A 16,818-nucleotide genomic window follows, 5' to 3' on the forward strand; every position below is an offset into this window, starting at 1 on the left:
GATATATTTACTGTTCTGGAATGGATATTTCTTCTTTCAGTTGTATTGATGGTTTTAAATACCTACGCTTAAACGAACTTAAAGGCATTGATTATGCAAGCGCTCTTAGTAATATAAAAGATCTGCAATATCTTGAAATTGAGACCAAAGAAAATCTGAATGATATTGATACTGACAAGATCAAAGAGCAGCATCCGAATTGTAAAATAGTATTAATAGATGTAACAAAATAAGTCGCCTTAATGTCCATATTTTTATATGGAAAGAAATATGATTAATATTAAAGCCGATACATGAAGTACCGGCTTTTTTCCTATTCAGTTTGGCTGATTGATTGTTCCGCTAAGAGCAGCGCACAGTGTGCGCCCATGTTTGTTTATCTGTATTTGTATACTGTTGCAGCTTCGAAACCGTCCAGTAGGGTAGTCATCTTTCCAAATGCCATACCCGTGCCCTTGGCTACGCAGTTTATGGAGTCCTTGGCAATATTGCAATTTATGCCGAGGGTTCGCTTGATGAGTTGAGTAAGTCCGCCGAGAAGCGCTCCTCCACCTGTGAGGAGCAGTCCGTTATCGTAGATATCTCCTACTAGCTCGGGTGGAGCTTCCTCAAGTACCTTGCGGATAGCTTCCATTATAGCGAAGGTATCATCCTCGATAGCTTCAAACAGTTCCGTTTCGCTGAGAAGCACCTGTGCAGGCAGGCCCTTAAGGAGACTTCTTCCCTTGACAATATATGTAACCTCGTCGCTTGGGTCGTAGAGGTTACAAAGCTCTATTTTTACCTTTTCGGCAGTCCTCTCACCGATAAGGAGCTTGTACTTATTTTGCATATACTTTATTATTGAGCGGTCTATGGCGTTTCCTGCCACTTTGACTGTATGGGATCTTACCACGCCATTCATGGAAACTATGGCAACGTCAGTTGTGCCGCCGCCTATATCCACTATCATGTGCCCCTTTGCCTTGGTTATGTTTACGCCTGCGCCTATCATGGCTGCGATAGGCTCCTGAATGAGATAGACCTGCCTAGAACCTGCACTCTTTGCGGCTTCAACAACTGCCCGACTTTCTATATCTGTGATAAAGGAAGGGATACATATTACTATACGAGGCTTGACGAGCTGTCTGCCTGTGACCTTGAGAATGAACTCACGTATCATGCTGTGGGTAAGGTCGTCGTCAGAGATCACGCCCTCGCTTATAGGGCGCCTTACAGCGATATAATCAGGGTTCCTGCCTATCATCTCGTAGGCTTCCTTGCCTACAGCAAGAACTCTTTCTGTTCGTGTATTGAATGCTATGACAGAGGGCTCGCTCAGTACAACACCTTTACCGCCCATAGTCATGACGATATTGGAAGTACCGAGGTCGATTCCGATATCAGTGTTTGCCATTTCTATCTTCCTTTCTCACTGCCCGAAGGGAGAGCTGCTATTTGCAGTTCCTGCGAGCATATAGCGCAGACAGGTGTAACGCCTTGTGCGCTTATTGTTGTCTACCATTTTATATATATTTTCCTCGCTCCCTATGATTATGAGGAGCTTTTTTGCTCTTGTAACGGCTGTATACAGTAGATTTCTGTAGCATAGCTTGTCGAATCCGCCCATTATGGGGAGTATGACTGCTTCAAACTCGCAGCCCTGACTTTTGTGTACCGTCACAGCATAGGCAAGATCCACCTGAGACAAAAGGTCAAAGGTGTATGTAGCCTTCCTGCCGTCGAAGTCTATGACTGCAAGGGAGCTCCTGTTGTCGATACTTATTATGCGTCCGATATCTCCATTGAAGATACCTGCCCCCTGTTCGCCCTCCTTCGACCACGTTATATCGTAGTTGTTGCGTGTTTGCATCACCTTGTCGCCTTCACGGTAAGTGTATACGAAGCCCTTTTTCTCCTGCTTGTTCTTAGACGGGGGATTGAGCTCAGATTGCAGGAGCTTGTTAAGCTCCACAGTACCTGTAACTCCCTTTCTTGACGGGGTAAGTATCTGTATATCCTCTGTAGGAGAGTAGCTATAGGCTTTTGGAAGTCTTGTTTTTGCAAGGTCAACTATGAGCTTTAGTGCCTGCTGATAGTCATCGCGCTTAAAGAAGAAAAAGTCGCTGTCCTTTCTGGTGAGATCAGGGTATTCACCTGCAACTATTTTATGTGCGTTTGTGACTATGCAGCTCTGCTGAGCCTGACGAAATATCTCCTTAAGCTCTGTTACGGGAACTATACCGCTGTCGATTATATCTCCGAGGAGGTTCCCAGCGCCAACAGAGGGAAGCTGGTCGCTGTCGCCCACCATTATGAGCCGGCAGCCGAGACGTATTGCACGGAGCAGCTTCTCAAACAGTATGACGTCAACCATTGACATCTCGTCTATCACAAGCACGTCGCAGTCAAGGGGATTGTTCTCGTTATGGGCGAATGTGAGCTTGTCTCCTGAATCGTATACTACTTCAAGGAGACGGTGTATAGTCTTTGCCTCACAGCCTGTAAGGTCAGACATACGCTTTGCCGCACGTCCCGTAGGAGCTGCAAGGAGTACTTTCATACCGCGCTTCTCGAATATGGATATCATGGCGTTGAGAGTGGTGGTCTTACCTGTACCGGGACCTCCTGTCAGCACCATAAGTCCCCTTGAGACAGCGGTGGTTATAGCCTGCCGCTGTAATCTTTCGTATTTTATGTTATGCTCATCCTCTTCGATATCTATGAGAGTATCATAGTTGAAGTCCTCGGGTGAGGAGAAATCCTTTAGTATATGTATCCTGTCCGCAATGAAGCTCTCCGCATAGAAATAATCCGGGAGATATACGAATTCGATATCGTTCTTGACGAACTCGAAGAGCTCATCATCTTTAAGAGCTTCATTGTATGCACTATAGAAATCACTTTCCGATACTTCGAGGGTATCTTGTGTTTTCTTTGCAAGCACCTCGAGGGGCAGGCAGGTGTGACCAATGCCTCCGTTTGCACGGAGTATGTATTGCACTCCTGCGATTATCCGCTTGCTATCGTTGCGGGCTATGTGCATATCATGAGCAATAGTATCAGCCTTGGAAAAGTCAAGCTCTATGTAATCTCCGCAGAGAAGATATGGGTTTAGCCTTAAAAGCGTCATTGCGTCGGATCCGTACTTCCTATAGGTGTTCATGGCAAAGCGTGACTTTATCTCGTACTGGGAAAGAAATGACATAAGGTTCCTTAGACAGAAGAGCTTCTGTGCCTCTGAAGCTATCTCGTCACATTTTTTCGGAGATATGCCTTTTATCTCTGCCAGTCTGAACGGTGCGTTTTCCATTATATCGAGAGTCTTGTCACCGAATACCTCTACTATCTTTTTGGCAAGTCCGGGACCTATTCCCTTTACAGCACCGGAGGCGAGATATTTTTCGATATTAAGAACGGTCTCTGGTAGCTTTCTCTCGCAGTATACTGCGCTGAACTGAGTGCCGAAGCGGGGATGCGAGATGTAGCTGCCTTCAAGGATAAGACCCTCGCCCTCCTCAATGTCTCCAAGCTCTCCTACAACTGTGATGAGCTCTCCGCCTGCGTCAAGGTCAAGGACTATATAGCCGTTGTTTTCATTTTTGTAAAGGACGTTTTCCACCGAGCCTTCTATGTGAAGGACCTCATGCTCCACCATAATCACCTCTGCACACAAACATTCAATATAAATTATATCATAATTGCTTTGAAAATGCAAATAGTTTTTCACAGATCTTCCGATATCCTCCGGAAGAATGATCTCTGCAGCGTGATAACGGCTGCAAAACTCCCTGCAAAGTCGGAGCTGCTTTTCATCTGCGTTCATGTTCATCAGAAGAATATTGCCTATAAGTGTGCTGCCATCCTCTATCATGGCTCCGATGTAGTCGAGGCGTTGAGACAGCTCACTGTCCATTGTGTGTACAGGCACAATGACCCATAGGGGATAACTCCTGCATTTAAGCTTTGAGCAGAGAAAAAGGCATAAAAGCTCCAAACCGATAAGCAGTACAACGGCTGATACGGCGATTATCTCGGCAGTTTCCATAAAACCACTCCTTTCGCACTATTATATGCGTGCAGGGAAGAGAGTGTTACGGGAAAGGCTCAGTCAGCCTTTTTTATCATTATGCAATCCGCATATTTTACAAAGCCGAGTTTTTCAGCAGTCCGTGCAGACCCCTTGTTTGACTGCTGACATGACCATGTCGGACGTCTGGACGGAAGTAGTTTTTTTATAAGAAGTGAGGATGCTGCGTAAGCGAGTCCACGGTGCCTGTGGGCTTCGGCAGTCTCTATGCCTATATCAGCCTCATCGTTGCTTACAGCGGCGGTAAACGCCCACGACGCAGGCTCGCTGCCGTACATCAAGCATACTCCCTTCCCGTTTTGCCTGAACTTCTCAAAGTCCTGCCAGAATATTTTGGGAGAGACCCTGCCTTCAAGGAGACTGAAAAGCTGTTCGTCAATACATTTTGCTTCATATCCGCTGGGAATGACTGCTTTAGGAGGCTTATCTGACGGATAGGAGTAAAAGCTGCGTGGCAGAAACGATGCGCCACCCCATTTTTCGAATAAACTGCACAGCATTTCATCGTTACACATAAGCTTCAAGCCGTCATTTATAACAAGATCATATACCCTGCGCAGAAATGTTTCACTGGGTTCTCCGGAAAGAAATGAAAAGTTGTTTTGGTGACGTATCAGTACACAGCTCTCGCTACTGTCACTGTATATCCTTCCACTCTGAACCCCTTCCGCTACGGACAGTGGATATACCCTGCAAAGTGCATTGCTGTCTGCAACAGGAATAAAGTGGCTGAATTCGCTGAAAGTTATCTGATTCACGATATCACCTCAAATTTAATAGCCATATAATGATTATATCATATCCGTAAACAGAGCGCAACAAAAAAGCTCCCCGAAGGGAGCCAGGTGTTTATATTATCTTGTTTACATATGGAACAAGCTTTAGCAGTCTTGTTATCACATAAGATACAACAAGAGTGATGATACATATACCTATTACTGCTATTGTACCGCCGTGTTCGATGGGATTGAATTTTATTACTGCAAATATGAACTTCAGTACCGCCATGTGTATCAGGTATATACCGAAGGAACAGCGGTCAAGCTCTGCTGCGACATTATCTAGCACCGGAACAGGTTGATTTCTCGTTTTTCTCATGTATCCGAATGCTCCTATAGAGGCTGCGACATACAGAGGGAAGGAGTATAATCCAAGGAGAGATATCAGCTTTCCGCTTGTTTCCGGAGACGATACGGACGAGTTATACGCATATATCGTGAGCATTACCGTAATGCCAGTACATATCAGGAACATTATTCCGCAGGCGTTTTTCGGTAGTTTTATTATACCCACATGAAGAACGTGACCCAGGAAGAAGTAAAGCGGATATATGCTGAATACGCATATATAGAATGGCAGCTTCTTTCCACTTATAGTTTCGATGAACGGGAGGACCGAAAGGAACAGTCCGTAAATGAGGAGTAGGTATCTCAGTTCAGTGGGTTTTGCATTGCTGCTTATGAGCTTATACAGTGGCAGAAGCAGGTATATACCTATCAGCAGGTAGATATACCATATATGTATCCAGCCTGTACCCAGAAAGATATCGCTGAATATGTCCTTGCATATTGCTCCGCCCGAGATATGATTTATGAGTATACCGTCAAACAGTGAAAAGAGCACCGAAAATACAATGAGGGCAATGGCCATGCGGAATATGTATTTGCAGAACAGTTTTTTCGGCGTGAGAAGACGCCTGCTGTCAAGGAGTAGTGCGCCGGAAGCCATTACGAAGCAAGGCACAGCCCACATCATAGCGTTCCTTACAGCCATCATGCTGCCCTGAACAGAAGGATCTGCGGACAGGCTTTTTACTGCAAGAAATGTATGAAGCACAGTAACGGCTATGCAGGCAAGGGCTTTAAGACGGCTGAGGTAAAGTATCCTGTTTTTCATGATCAGTTAAAAAGGAAATTGTCTCCGCAGCCAGTAGGAGCTTCTGTGGGAGCTTCTGTAGGAGCTTCTGTGGGCGCAGGTGCCTGCGTGGGGGGCTCTGTATAGACAGGAGCCTGAGTTGTTGTTGGCTCTACATAGGTTGAAGCAGGCTGAGTATATACAGGCTCATCGTATACGGGTTGAGTGTATTCCGGCTCCTCCTCTGATGTAGTGGTTTCCTCTTCAATCTTTGTTGAAGTTTCTGTAACAGCCTCAGTGGACTTTATCATGTTTTCAGCGTCCTTGGTGGAGTACTTTTTGCCTGAGACCCTTGACTGGTAATCAATGTATGCAATATCTCCGTCAAGGTGGATCTCAGCGAGATCAGCGTCTGTGAACGGGAACTGGTGTAGTTCTGCAGTCTTGCTGTCGCTGAAGGTGAGCTTTATTGTATACTCTTCATTTGCGAGAGCGCCGTTGTTTCCGAGAGCGTGGTCTGAAATGCTTGAGGGAGTGTAGTACAGGTTACGGCTCTCGTTTACAGCGAAGCTGTCGTCCTTTTTGAGCATATTAGCCGGATACTTGTCGTCAGCTCCTGATTTTACTGTGACGCCGATGATCTCCTTTTGGGTCTTGTTTGAAAGAAGTACTGCGAACTGATTTTCTGCATCATTCTTTTCACCTATTAGCTTGTATTTTTCTTCATTTGTCGTAGTAGCCTCTGTAGTTGCTGTAGGTGAGATATCAGCAGAGGGGGTTACATTTCCGCAGCCCGTAAGAGCAAGGGCTGCAAATAATGTGATGGTTGCCATTAATTTTTTCATTTTTTATCCTCCTTGATCAGTCGATAACGTCATCCTTGGTATATTTCCAGGTTCCAGACTGACCGTATGTTATCATATAACCGTTTCTTTTAGTTTCGTTGGCAAAGTCAGGGTCACAGACGTAAGTAGATCCATTTATATTGACCTCTGTCCATGCGTGGGGACCGTAGCCTCCCTGTAAGAGCGGCACTCTGCCTGAGATAAGATGTGCGTCGTAGCCAAGAAGTCTCGCCATTTCGCAGAACATCGCAGCCATGACATAGCAGTTGCCCTTGCCGTTTTTGAAACCAAAGTCGGCATAGAATTCAAGTGAATGATTTGCATCCTGCGGCATATCCGGCTTCTGACCATAGTATGTGATGCCTGCTGCGGCATTGAAGGCAGCCTGCATATCCCAACCTATAGTGTCAAGATGAGCTTTAGCTAGCGGATAGTCGTACTTTTCCGCAGGGGATACAGTTATTGTTACATCCCATTTTGTTGAGCTTGCATAGTAGTCCTTCTTGTCTATCACAGCTTCAAGGAGCAGAGCCGGGGCAAAGCCTACTGGAGCGCTTGCCTTGAACTCGCTTGCTGTGATGTTAAGCTTTCCGTCCGAATACTTTACAGAATCAAACTTTATATCCGGAAGGAACTCGTAGGTAGGAGCAGGCTCAGAGACCTTTTGCATGTAGTCCATATTTGCATAGCCAGATATATCGTTGTATGTAACGTGAGCCCACTGACCGTCGCCGGCGGTAACGGTAATAGTTGAATCCGGCGGTATTCTGCCTATGGATTCGGAGCTTGCCGAGTGCTCTTTTCTTATATTAAGGTAAGAGGTTACGTTTTTGGTAGTATATATACCAGCATAGCTGCTGCTGCAGCCGCAACTCTCTGTGGTGGTCACTCTTTTTTTCTGGTAATTTGCAGGATTGAGGTATACAGGCTTGAGCAGTAGTACTGATTTCTCAAAAAAGGCATCATTGTATGTCTCAAGCTGGCTGTTTATCACGCTGTCTTCAAAATATGGCGATAGAGCTGTTTTCAGCGCGCTACATGAGGTCACTGCGACTCCGTTTCCTTCGGTGTTCGCGTTCTTTATATCTGACTTGTAGCCAGAGGTATACCTTTTGGTCACAGCTGTGAATTTGATAGTTCTTTCCGAGGAAAGGATCGTTTTGCGGAGCTGTACCACATCGTATACATCAGTTTTGCCGTCGCCGTTGATATCAGCAGCCTCCGACTGAGCCTTGGTGAGCTCTTTTGTTCCGAGAATATATCCCTGTAAAAGGGAAAGATCATCGGCAGTTGCCACGCCATCGCCATCCAGGTCGCCTGTAACAGCTGCATTTACAGATATCGGGAAAATACTGCCTGTGGAAATTATGGCAGCAAGGAAAAGGCTCAGGAGCTTATGATGTTTCATAAAAAGACTTCCTTTCATTTTTTAATCGTTCAATATTAATATACGAATCAGTAAAGGAAAATGTGACATAAAACATGAAAAAGATTTAATTCCTGACGCGTAAGCCGTTAGTCGGCTGTCTTACGCGGTTTGTATCAAAGCTTTGCTGAGTTTTCAGAAGCCGTCCGCAGCTTGCTGAGGAGTAAATGTCAATTCTGTATCTCCAACGGCTGTATATATGCCGTCGATGTCTTCAAAGACGGAGGAGTCACCGAGGAATACAGGTGCGAAGCCTCCAACAGGCAGGGGATAGCTGCCGTCTGTGAGAAAGAAAATATATTTTCTACCCTTAAGCTGTTCGCCGCGGCAGTCTCCGGATATTCGGACAGAGTATTCTCCGGCGTCCTGTAAATATTCTTTGCAGTATAAAGAAATATAATCCTCGGCTGGCAGATAGCCGCCGCTGAAAAACACGGTTATCCTGTCTTTTTCTCCAAGACTGCCCTTGTATACCCTTTCTACGGTAAGATTTTCTGCGGTGTATGCATATCCGCCTATAGAAGTATACACTATTTCATCAAGATTTGCAAGTACTACAGCGCAGGAATTTTTATACATCATGGATAAGGACATGCTTTGGGAGGATTTTGAGTGGTTGGGGACGACCTCATCTTTTCTACCGAGGGCAGGAGAACCAGCATAATCGCTCAGAGGCTCAGAAAGTTCCTCCTCGCTTATTATTCTTTCGCGCAATGCTATGACATTCTCCGGAGAGACCGTCATATCACGTACTGCCGATGTTTCCGGAGCGGTATCCTCAGCTTCTGTGGTGACGACAGCAGAAGAAGCTTCCTGCTCTTTAATGGCTTTTGTTAATTCCGGATTGGAAGTCGGTTCCTCCGAAGTCTTTTGTGTAGTTCCCACACCTTTTAAAGCATTTGTGACGGTCTGCGTCGTTACCGTTGTATTTGCCGCCTTCGCAGCAGTATTTTTTACTGTTGTCACCTCCGCACCAGCTGATACGGCAAATGCGGTAGTGGTTGCTGGTACAGCTGTGGTAGCAGTTCCGGTAACGGATATCTCATTATCGTTGGTGATGAAGCTGTGCCGATTTTGGGGCATTATCAAAGCAGTACTCACAATAGCAGCAATAATTGCGGCAGTTGCGGTAAATTTTACGGCAGTCGGGAATATTTGTCTTTTATACTGAAAGAACTCTTTTTTTCTGAATATTTCGGTGAATTCTTCCTTCCTGTCAGGTTCTTCAAAGCCGAAAGCATCAGCAAGAGCTTTTTTCTCTCTTTCTGTCATATAAGCTCCTCCCTTCCCATATAATCATGCAGCGTTCCGAGGATACGGTTTATCCTGCGGTTCAGTGCAAAACGCGATATGTTATACAGCTTTGCGATAACATTCACAGGCACTTCGTTTACATATCTCAGAAGTATTATCTCCCTGTCCTCCTCGGAAAGTTTCTCGAGTGCCTGTTTCAGGTCGAAGTTCGAGAGCACGTCGTCCTCGACGCTTTCGGAGGACATTTCCGTATCTGGGAGTTCTTCCGTCCTTTTTTTTCTGAACTCGTCAGTGCAGAGATTGCCGGCGATAGTGTAAAGAAGCTGCAGCGTCTTGTCAACGCTGCTGTAGTGTGGGTGTTCGAGGTAACGGAGAAAGGTCTCCTGGGTCAGATCCTCGGCAGTTTCTTTGTGTCTCACGCGCAGAAAGCAGTAACGATATATCTTTTCATACTGCTCATCTATATCAAATGACACAGGACCGCCTCCCTCCGAGTCTTATAAAGCATATTATAACACATTATTATCAATAAAGCAACTGTAAAGCGGAGATATAGCAATTTTTACAGGTCAGTCAGCAAAAAACAGCTAAAAATATGTTAATAAACAGGAAAACCGTATCACTTGGATACGGTACCTGAGTTTTCCCCTTACAAAGAGAAATCGTTTGTGCCGTTTATGTGCAGATACGGCTTTACACATAAAATATAACAAACGATGCTTAAAAAAGTCTTAAAATCAGCTTAATGAATTCAGCACTCCAATAAATAAGGGGACGTAAGTTTCTGTATCATAGATGCAGTAAACGAAGGGACGGTCAAACACTATCGTTTTTTTGGGTTTAATCGGCATCGCCTTATCCTGTATTGCAACGAGTGTCGCAGCGGCAGCCTTGGTGCCGTTTTCGTCGAGTTCAATAAAGGTCTTGTGGATAACATAGCCTATTTGCAGAGGGTTTAAATACGCGATAGCTGACATATTTGAGAAGTCCGCCTCATCACTGAAGGCGGTAGGCATACCCATATTCGCGAGTTCTTCGCTGAGTTCGTTTTCATATTCGTAGCTGAACTTAGGCAGCACAGCAGTTGCCTGTGAATAATTCTTTCCGAACCTGTTTGAAAGGAGATCCCTTAGCTTTTCGGCGGTAAGGCTCTCGATATAGCTGTCCATAGAAGTGTTATCATCGGGGAGAAGAGCAGCAAAGGCATATCTCAGACCGGTGTAATCTTTTATTATTCCCTTGGTGTTATCGTCACTTATATAGTCCTCAGAGCTGCTGAGCATTTCTGCTTCCTGTACAGTGCCGTCTGCCGCTGTGAATTTTCCGTCTGTAATCATGTATTTCTCATAAGGTTCAGCCCATTCAGCCTGAAATGTCACAGCGTTCACGAGGTACATGACGTCATTCGGATCAATCATATTTAGTATAGTTGGTATCATCTCATTTGTCTTGCAGTTTACCCAGTTGTTCACGTCGGCTAGAGTTGTATCGTCAAAGGGAGTTATATAGCACTCTGAATCGTAATAGTCAACACAGTTCTGTATAAATCCGGGGAGCACCTGTATACGATTCCTATTGTTTCTTATCCATATAGAGTTAGCGGTATTTATAGACCACTTCGGTTCGTCACTTTCGTTAACGGTCATTTCGCGCTGTCCGCGAAAATAGCGGTTGAGACTGTCAATAGGCATACCACCGCCGATGACATTTTCCATTTCGTCAAGGGTACTGCCAGCCGCACCGTTTGCAGTCATGCCGAGAGCCTGTGCTATGGAATAAGGGGAGATAAGATTGTTTTCTCCCTTGTTTTCACTATAGGTCTTCTGTAGAAGTCCGACCGTGAAGTCGAGCTGACTATCGATGAATTCTTTATAATTTTGGTAACCCTCATTCATGATTATGCCTGATGTACCAGGAGATTTTTCTATGCCTGCGCAGAGATTCTGTGCCTGCGGTGCATAACTTGGTTCAGGAGCATTTTTTATACATTGAACAAGTAGCTTTCTCATAGCTACAAGGTCGAATACGTCGTTTTTTCCATCCTTGTTGGCGTCTGCACCGGGGCCGGGTTCGCCGTAAGCAGGGAACAGATCTTTGTCGCCTCTCAGCCAGCGCTGGAACAATACGATATCCGAAAGGTTGAAAACATAGTCCACGTTAACGTCGCCTGTCACAATATTGTCGGAATTGATAGGTGAAGTGGCATTTGTGGTAACAATTCCCGAGACGGTCGGGGCTGTGATGCACAATGCAGCAACTGCTGCGATGATCCTTCTGAAATCCATGATAATACCTCCTATTCTGTTCTTGAATATATTTGTCGCGTCTGTGCGTATAATACACTTTTCTGATTATATAACGCTTCAGACGGGTGAGATGTGCGGCTGTGATTGTAAATATTTTGTAAATAAGCCTGCTTTTCCTGAGAGTTTGTGGGTTAGCAGTTCGGGGAAATTACGCATCTGCGGCCTTTCTGCCAGGCTGACAAAATTTCAGTGTTCCTCAAAAATAATAAAAAAATAGGTATTGACAAACAGGAAAATAGGTGCTATACTGTATATATACGAATAAGTACGGATAAGTACAGTATGTGCAGTTGACAAAGAGGCGCTTCATGAAGATAATTATAAAAAACAGATCAGATGTCCCAATCTATGAACAGATTGAGGAACAGATTAAGGCTCAGATTCTCGAAGGGAAAACCGAGGAAAACGAACAGCTGCCGTCAATCAGGCAACTTGCTCGGGACCTGAAAATAAGTGCGATCACCACAACAAGAGTTTATAACGACCTTGCCGATGAAGGATTCATCGTTTCAGTTACGGGCAAAGGTTTTTTCGTTGCGCCGCGCAATAACGAGCTCCTTCGGGAGCGTATGCTCTGTGAAATGGAAGAAGCTATGGAAAAGGTCGTGGCAAACGGAAGGAATGCCGGACTTTCCGACAAAGAGATAGTTGAAGCTCTGAAAAGATTTATGGAGGAATGATTATGGAGAATATTCTAGAAATCAAAGGACTTAACAAGACTTACGAGGGCTTTTCGCTTAGAGATGTGAGCTTTTCGCTGCCTAGGGGGTATATCATGGGATTTGTCGGTGAAAACGGCTCCGGAAAGACCACGACTATCCGTTCCATACTTGATATGGCTAAGTTTGACAGCGGCAAGATAAGTGTTTTCGGCCTTGACAGCATCAAGGATACTATTGCTATAAAGGAAAAGCTAGGTGTGGTTTTCGACAGCCTTTATATCGCAGATAATCTCAATGTAAAGCAGATAGAGCAGCAGTTCAAACCATTTTACAAGGAATGGGACAGCGATGAGTATGCCGCAAGGATAAAGAAGTTTGGACTTCCGACAGATAAAGCTGTAGGCGATTTCTCAAAGGGCATGAAAATGAAGCTGATGATAGCGGTTGCGCTTTCTCACAACGCTGAGTTCATGATACTTGACGAGCCTACAAGCGGTCTCGATCCTGTCGCTCGTGATGAACTTCTTGATATACTGGCTGAGTATATAGAAGATGAAAAAAGAAGCGTATTGTTTTCAACCCATATAACTTCCGATGTGGAGCGTATCGCTGACTATGTGACTATACTTCATAACGGAAAGGTATGGTTCACTGGTACAAAAGATGAGCTTACCGAGAACTATGTTGTGGTCAAGGGAGCAGAGAATGATATACCCTCCGGCGCAATGGAAAAGTTCATAGGCTTCCATGCATACCGCAACGGCTTCGACGCGATGATGAAAATAGAGGATACAGGTATACTCTCCGACGAGCTTGAAACTGAAAAGGCAAGTATAGACGAGATACTGGTATATATTGCAAAGGAGGATCGCCGTGAAAGAGATAATGAAGCTGATAAGGTTTGATTTTATTACCTCGGTCAATTCTGCGCTGCCTTTTTTCGGTGGGATGCTTTTAATATGCCTTATAATTACTGCTTTCGGGGTGTTCAATCCCATATTCGGTGTGTTTCTTTTCATTTCCAGTGCTGCATTCTTTGCACCTGCACAGAATACTGCAAATAATCCGAATTTCAGAAGAGTACGCGGAATACTTCCTGTGAGCAGAGCTTCCTTCGTAAGAGCTGAGTTTACGGAGACTATCATTGCTCTTCTTGTAAGCGAGCTTATTACACTTATCCTTATGGGGATAAGCAGATTATCAAAGCTTTATGAGATATTCCCGCCAAAGGTTGAAATATTTTGCAAGGAAATACACACTTGTGAAGGAATTAATGTCTTTGATGAAAAAATTGTTAAATTTGTTCATCTCGTTATTTTTGTATGTGCTTTGCTGATCGTACAGGTCACGTTCATTAACATGAGGTCGGCTATAGAAAAGCATGAACATGATATAAGAAACATACTGTTGGTCTTTGCAGTCGCGATAATCGCGTTTATAGTAAGTGTTGAGCTTGTTTTGAGAAAAGTGATACCCCCGTATGATGAATGGCTGTTTCCTTCTTCGGCAGCAGGTACATGGGTGTGGGGAATTGCACTCAATGTAGCTGCTGTGGCTTTGAGCATATTATTCTGCCGTATCACAGTGAAAAAGACGGCTGACTACGAAATATAGGAGAGGTTTCTATGAAAAGGATAATAGATCTTATGCGGATAGATCTCATGGGATTTAAGGGTAAAAAGGATTCTGACTTTAAGTTCGGTCTTTTCTTTACGATAGTGTTTGGTATAGCTCTTGTCTTTGCAGGTTCTTTCGTTTCACTTGCCGTTCTTATTATTGCAATCGTTATGTGTTCAGGGGTGCTCAGCAACGAGGAGAAAAAAGACTACAGAAAGTCCTTCGGAGTAGTTCCAACGGATAGAAAAAGTGTAGTCATAGCAAGATTTGCACTGCTTACACTTATAACTACGATAGCCGGAATTATAGCCTTTATTATCATGACAATCACAAATAAAATGGGACTATATGACACTGTGTGGACGGACGACGCTTATGCGGATACGAACAAGTTCCTTGATGCTGCTCTTACACCTTTTGTTGATAAATCTGTGTCAAGAATAGTTTTCGGGATAATATTTATGCTTTCGCTTATGATAATGTCATCAAAGCTGAGAAAATACTACAAAAAAGGCTATAAACAAAAAAAGAACGCAGTATTGAAGGGCGTCCTTAAGGTGGTAGGAGGATATTTCGGCTTTGGATTCTTAATGGCAGTCATAGTGTTTACACCGGTGAAGAAAGTAGTGTTCCCGGTGATAGCTATGTTCTTAACTGTTATAAAGTCGCTTGCAATACCTTTTAACGGTATGCTGGCAATGATGCTGTTCATCACAATAGGCTTCGGATTTGTGGTGTATCGGGCGGTTTGTGCTGTTGTGGATTACGAAAAGAGAGAGCTGTAAGGGAGGGATATCGTGAAGCTTATAAATAAATTGATAAGCAGGGCTGCAGCTTTAGTTCTTGCGGTAGGTATCGCGGTTTCAAGCACTGCCTTTGCAGCGGAAAAAGACGAAGAATTCACTTTCCCGTCAGGCCTTTCCTTTAACTCCTTTGAAAAAATGGTTGGGTTACTAACGAATACATACGGTGCAGAAATTAATAGTAAGCTGCCGCCTACATCTGTCGTAGTTTTTCACGGCGATGAGATACTGTATACCAATTATGAGGGATACATCAATATGAAAGAGGACATTCTTAACGACGAAAATGCAGTTTTCGAGTGGGGAAGCATATCCAAGACGATGATATGGGTTAGCATAATGCAACTGTGGGAGCAGGGGAAAATTGATCTTGATGCTGATATACGCACTTATCTTCCCGATAACTTCATGAAGAACCTGAAATACGATGATCCTATCACGGTCACCGATCTTATGAATCATCAGGGGGGCTGGTGCGAAAGTACATATCGGTTATTTGTCAGGGATGCGGCTGATATAGGTTCGCTTGAAGATGAACTACGTAAGATTGAGCCTGCACAGACCTTCCGCCCGGGGGAAGTCTCGTCCTATTCAAACTGGGGAGCGGCACTTGCGGGATTTATAGTTCAGCGGGTAAGCAACATGGATTTTACGGACTATGTTCACAGAAATATCCTTGAGCCTCTCGGAATGGAGCATACTGCTGTCTCAGCTGACCACAGTGATAATATGTGGGTGAAGGAGCAGCGTGAAAAGCTGAGATCATACGAAATGCCTATGATGCTGCCAATCTGGGAGGAAACAGGAGCCGAGCTGTTTTATTGTCCGATATATCCGGCTGGAAGCGCTGTGGGAACAATCGGCGACCTTGCAAGATATGCACAGGCTTTTGTTGATGACGGTCATCCGCTTTTTGAAAAGGCTGAAACACAGGAGAAGCTGTTCTCAGGCTCGTCCTTCTACGGGGAGTCAGATATACCGTGCTGCAGCTACGGTTTCTGGTCAAGTGAGTATGCGGTGCAGACATATGGGCATGACGGTGGTACAAATTCCGGAGTTGCAAATATGCTGTTTGACCGTGATTCAAAGGTCGGACTAGTGCAGCTGACTACGAATTCTAACTATACTTATAATCCGATGTTAAGCATGTTGCCAGAGTATGTTTTCGGAGATTATACAGGGAAGAATCTTCCAGTGGAAAAGGCAAAACCTGTCGGGTTCAGAGGCGAATATATTGCGTCACGATCGACTATTAAAGGAATAGGCAGTTTTTTTAGTTTCCTCGGTGCTGTTAATACGGACAAATTAGAAGGATACACAGATATCGGGAATGATGTTTACAAGTATACGTATACAGATGATTATGCTGATAAAGTGCATATCCTCGGAAGAAGCAGATATTCCGACGGAACCGAGGGAATAAGAGCAGGTGCGGTAGAGTATATGCCTGTAAAGATGTACGTACCGAAGATATCATTGCTGGCTGCATTTTACCTTTCAGGCATTTCCGCCATATTTGTTCTTCTTGCAAAGCGCAAGCTCAAAAAGGCAAAACTTATCAGCCAGTATAAGGGGGATTTCATATTTACGTGGGCTCAGCTTGCAAAGGCGGCTTCACTGCTTGCGATAGTTGTTATATTGGTCGCTGCAATGTCAGCTACGGGACTTCCAAAGTATTTAGGAGCCTGTGCCGGTATAACACAGATGATAAGCTTTGTACTGTGCGGGGCAGCTGCCATTGCAGGGATAGCTTTCATTCTGAAAAGAAAGACCTCAAAATCCAGAAAAATATGTTATATATTCAGTATAGCTGGTAATATCACAACAGCTGCTACAATAGCTGTATTTGAGATGTACAGATTCTGGGGCTGCTGAAATATACATGATGCCGCAGTTTGTCTGCGGCATTTTTCTGTGCGCTCGGCAGCGCACGTATCTAAAGGGTGAAAGTCCCGAATCCGCCCGACAGTGGGAAGGATACA

15 protein-coding genes are annotated in these 16,818 nt (G+C 44.5%); 6 read left to right on the forward strand and 9 right to left on the reverse strand.

The window, feature by feature from the left end; all coding sequences use genetic code 11:
• On the forward strand, positions 1–233 hold a 233-nt coding region (locus J6U00_RS11695), incomplete at its 5' end, for a hypothetical protein (RefSeq protein ID WP_296582044.1).
• Positions 234–376: 143 nt separating this feature from the next.
• On the opposite strand, the gene J6U00_RS11700 is transcribed toward J6U00_RS11695, so the two are convergent.
• The 9 genes from J6U00_RS11700 to J6U00_RS11740 all read right to left on the reverse strand — a co-directional run bounded on the left by J6U00_RS11700 (position 377) and on the right by J6U00_RS11740 (position 11,733).
• Positions 377–1,396, reverse strand: coding sequence for a rod shape-determining protein (locus tag J6U00_RS11700; RefSeq protein WP_296582046.1), 1,020 nt, complete (start codon positions 1,394–1,396; stop codon positions 377–379).
• Positions 1,397–1,411: 15 nt separating this feature from the next.
• The gene (locus tag J6U00_RS11705; RefSeq protein WP_296582048.1) at positions 1,412–4,027 is read right to left on the reverse strand and encodes an ATP-dependent RecD-like DNA helicase; all 2,616 of its coding nucleotides are present in this window, start codon (positions 4,025–4,027) and stop codon (positions 1,412–1,414) included.
• A gap of 59 nt (positions 4,028–4,086) precedes the next feature.
• Positions 4,087–4,827, reverse strand: coding sequence for a GNAT family N-acetyltransferase (locus tag J6U00_RS11710; protein ID WP_296582050.1), 741 nt, complete (start codon positions 4,825–4,827; stop codon positions 4,087–4,089).
• A gap of 91 nt (positions 4,828–4,918) precedes the next feature.
• Positions 4,919–5,965: an acyltransferase gene (locus J6U00_RS11715; RefSeq protein WP_296582053.1), complete on the reverse strand. Its 1,047-nt coding sequence runs from the start codon at positions 5,963–5,965 to the stop codon at positions 4,919–4,921.
• Between the two features lie 2 nt (positions 5,966–5,967).
• Positions 5,968–6,768 (reverse strand): hypothetical protein, encoded by an 801-nt coding sequence (locus J6U00_RS11720; RefSeq protein WP_296582055.1) that lies wholly within the window; start codon positions 6,766–6,768, stop codon positions 5,968–5,970.
• 16 nt (positions 6,769–6,784) lie between these two features.
• The gene (locus J6U00_RS11725) at positions 6,785–8,176 is read right to left on the reverse strand and encodes a dockerin type I domain-containing protein (RefSeq protein ID WP_296582059.1); all 1,392 of its coding nucleotides are present in this window, start codon (positions 8,174–8,176) and stop codon (positions 6,785–6,787) included.
• Between the two features lie 153 nt (positions 8,177–8,329).
• A complete protein-coding gene (locus tag J6U00_RS11730) occupies positions 8,330–9,466 on the reverse strand; it encodes a hypothetical protein (RefSeq protein ID WP_296582060.1) in 1,137 nt (378 codons plus the stop codon).
• Complete coding sequence (locus tag J6U00_RS11735) at positions 9,463–9,924, reverse strand: sigma-70 family RNA polymerase sigma factor (protein WP_296582061.1); 462 nt, start codon at positions 9,922–9,924, stop codon at positions 9,463–9,465. Before J6U00_RS11735 ends, J6U00_RS11730 begins: the two co-directional genes overlap by 4 nt.
• A 261-nt stretch (positions 9,925–10,185) precedes the next feature.
• The gene (locus J6U00_RS11740; protein ID WP_296582063.1) at positions 10,186–11,733 is read right to left on the reverse strand and encodes a serpin family protein; all 1,548 of its coding nucleotides are present in this window, start codon (positions 11,731–11,733) and stop codon (positions 10,186–10,188) included.
• A gap of 329 nt (positions 11,734–12,062) precedes the next feature.
• On the opposite strand from J6U00_RS11740, the gene J6U00_RS11745 reads away from it, so the two are divergent.
• Genes J6U00_RS11745 through J6U00_RS11765 form a run of 5 tightly spaced genes read left to right on the forward strand, consistent with a single transcriptional unit; the run spans position 12,063 to position 16,711 of the window.
• The gene (locus J6U00_RS11745) at positions 12,063–12,434 is read left to right on the forward strand and encodes a GntR family transcriptional regulator (RefSeq protein ID WP_296582066.1); all 372 of its coding nucleotides are present in this window, start codon (positions 12,063–12,065) and stop codon (positions 12,432–12,434) included.
• A 2-nt stretch (positions 12,435–12,436) separates the two neighbouring features.
• Positions 12,437–13,321 (forward strand): ABC transporter ATP-binding protein, encoded by an 885-nt coding sequence (locus tag J6U00_RS11750; protein ID WP_296582068.1) that lies wholly within the window; start codon positions 12,437–12,439, stop codon positions 13,319–13,321.
• Positions 13,290–14,030 (forward strand): hypothetical protein, encoded by a 741-nt coding sequence (locus J6U00_RS11755; protein ID WP_296582071.1) that lies wholly within the window; start codon positions 13,290–13,292, stop codon positions 14,028–14,030. Before J6U00_RS11750 ends, J6U00_RS11755 begins: the two co-directional genes overlap by 32 nt.
• 11 nt (positions 14,031–14,041) lie before the next feature.
• Complete coding sequence (locus J6U00_RS11760) at positions 14,042–14,818, forward strand: ABC-2 transporter permease (RefSeq protein ID WP_296582073.1); 777 nt, start codon at positions 14,042–14,044, stop codon at positions 14,816–14,818.
• A 12-nt stretch (positions 14,819–14,830) separates the two neighbouring features.
• Positions 14,831–16,711 carry a serine hydrolase domain-containing protein gene (locus tag J6U00_RS11765; protein WP_296582075.1) on the forward strand — a complete coding sequence of 627 codons (1,881 nt, stop codon included), beginning with the start codon at positions 14,831–14,833 and terminating at the stop codon, positions 16,709–16,711.
• Positions 16,712–16,818: the final 107 nt, after the last annotated feature.

The sequence above is a fragment of the Ruminococcus sp. genome (genome assembly GCF_017650195.1).
In the GTDB taxonomy this organism is placed as follows: domain Bacteria; phylum Bacillota; class Clostridia; order Oscillospirales; family Ruminococcaceae; genus Ruminococcus.

Coding starts and splice junctions, on each gene's coding strand:
- J6U00_RS11715 (WP_296582053.1), bottom strand. CDS start 5,965: ATGAAAAACAGGATACTTTACCTCAGCCGTCTTAAAGCCCTTGCCTGC.
- J6U00_RS11750 (WP_296582068.1), top strand. CDS start 12,437: ATGGAGAATATTCTAGAAATCAAAGGACTTAACAAGACTTACGAGGGC.
- J6U00_RS11740 (WP_296582063.1), bottom strand. CDS start 11,733: ATGGATTTCAGAAGGATCATCGCAGCAGTTGCTGCATTGTGCATCACA.
- J6U00_RS11760 (WP_296582073.1), top strand. CDS start 14,042: ATGAAAAGGATAATAGATCTTATGCGGATAGATCTCATGGGATTTAAG.
- J6U00_RS11705 (WP_296582048.1), bottom strand. CDS start 4,027: ATGGAAACTGCCGAGATAATCGCCGTATCAGCCGTTGTACTGCTTATC.
- J6U00_RS11730 (WP_296582060.1), bottom strand. CDS start 9,466: ATGACAGAAAGAGAGAAAAAAGCTCTTGCTGATGCTTTCGGCTTTGAA.
- J6U00_RS11725 (WP_296582059.1), bottom strand. CDS start 8,176: ATGAAACATCATAAGCTCCTGAGCCTTTTCCTTGCTGCCATAATTTCC.
- J6U00_RS11720 (WP_296582055.1), bottom strand. CDS start 6,768: ATGAAAAAATTAATGGCAACCATCACATTATTTGCAGCCCTTGCTCTT.
- J6U00_RS11700 (WP_296582046.1), bottom strand. CDS start 1,396: ATGGCAAACACTGATATCGGAATCGACCTCGGTACTTCCAATATCGTC.
- J6U00_RS11745 (WP_296582066.1), top strand. CDS start 12,063: ATGAAGATAATTATAAAAAACAGATCAGATGTCCCAATCTATGAACAG.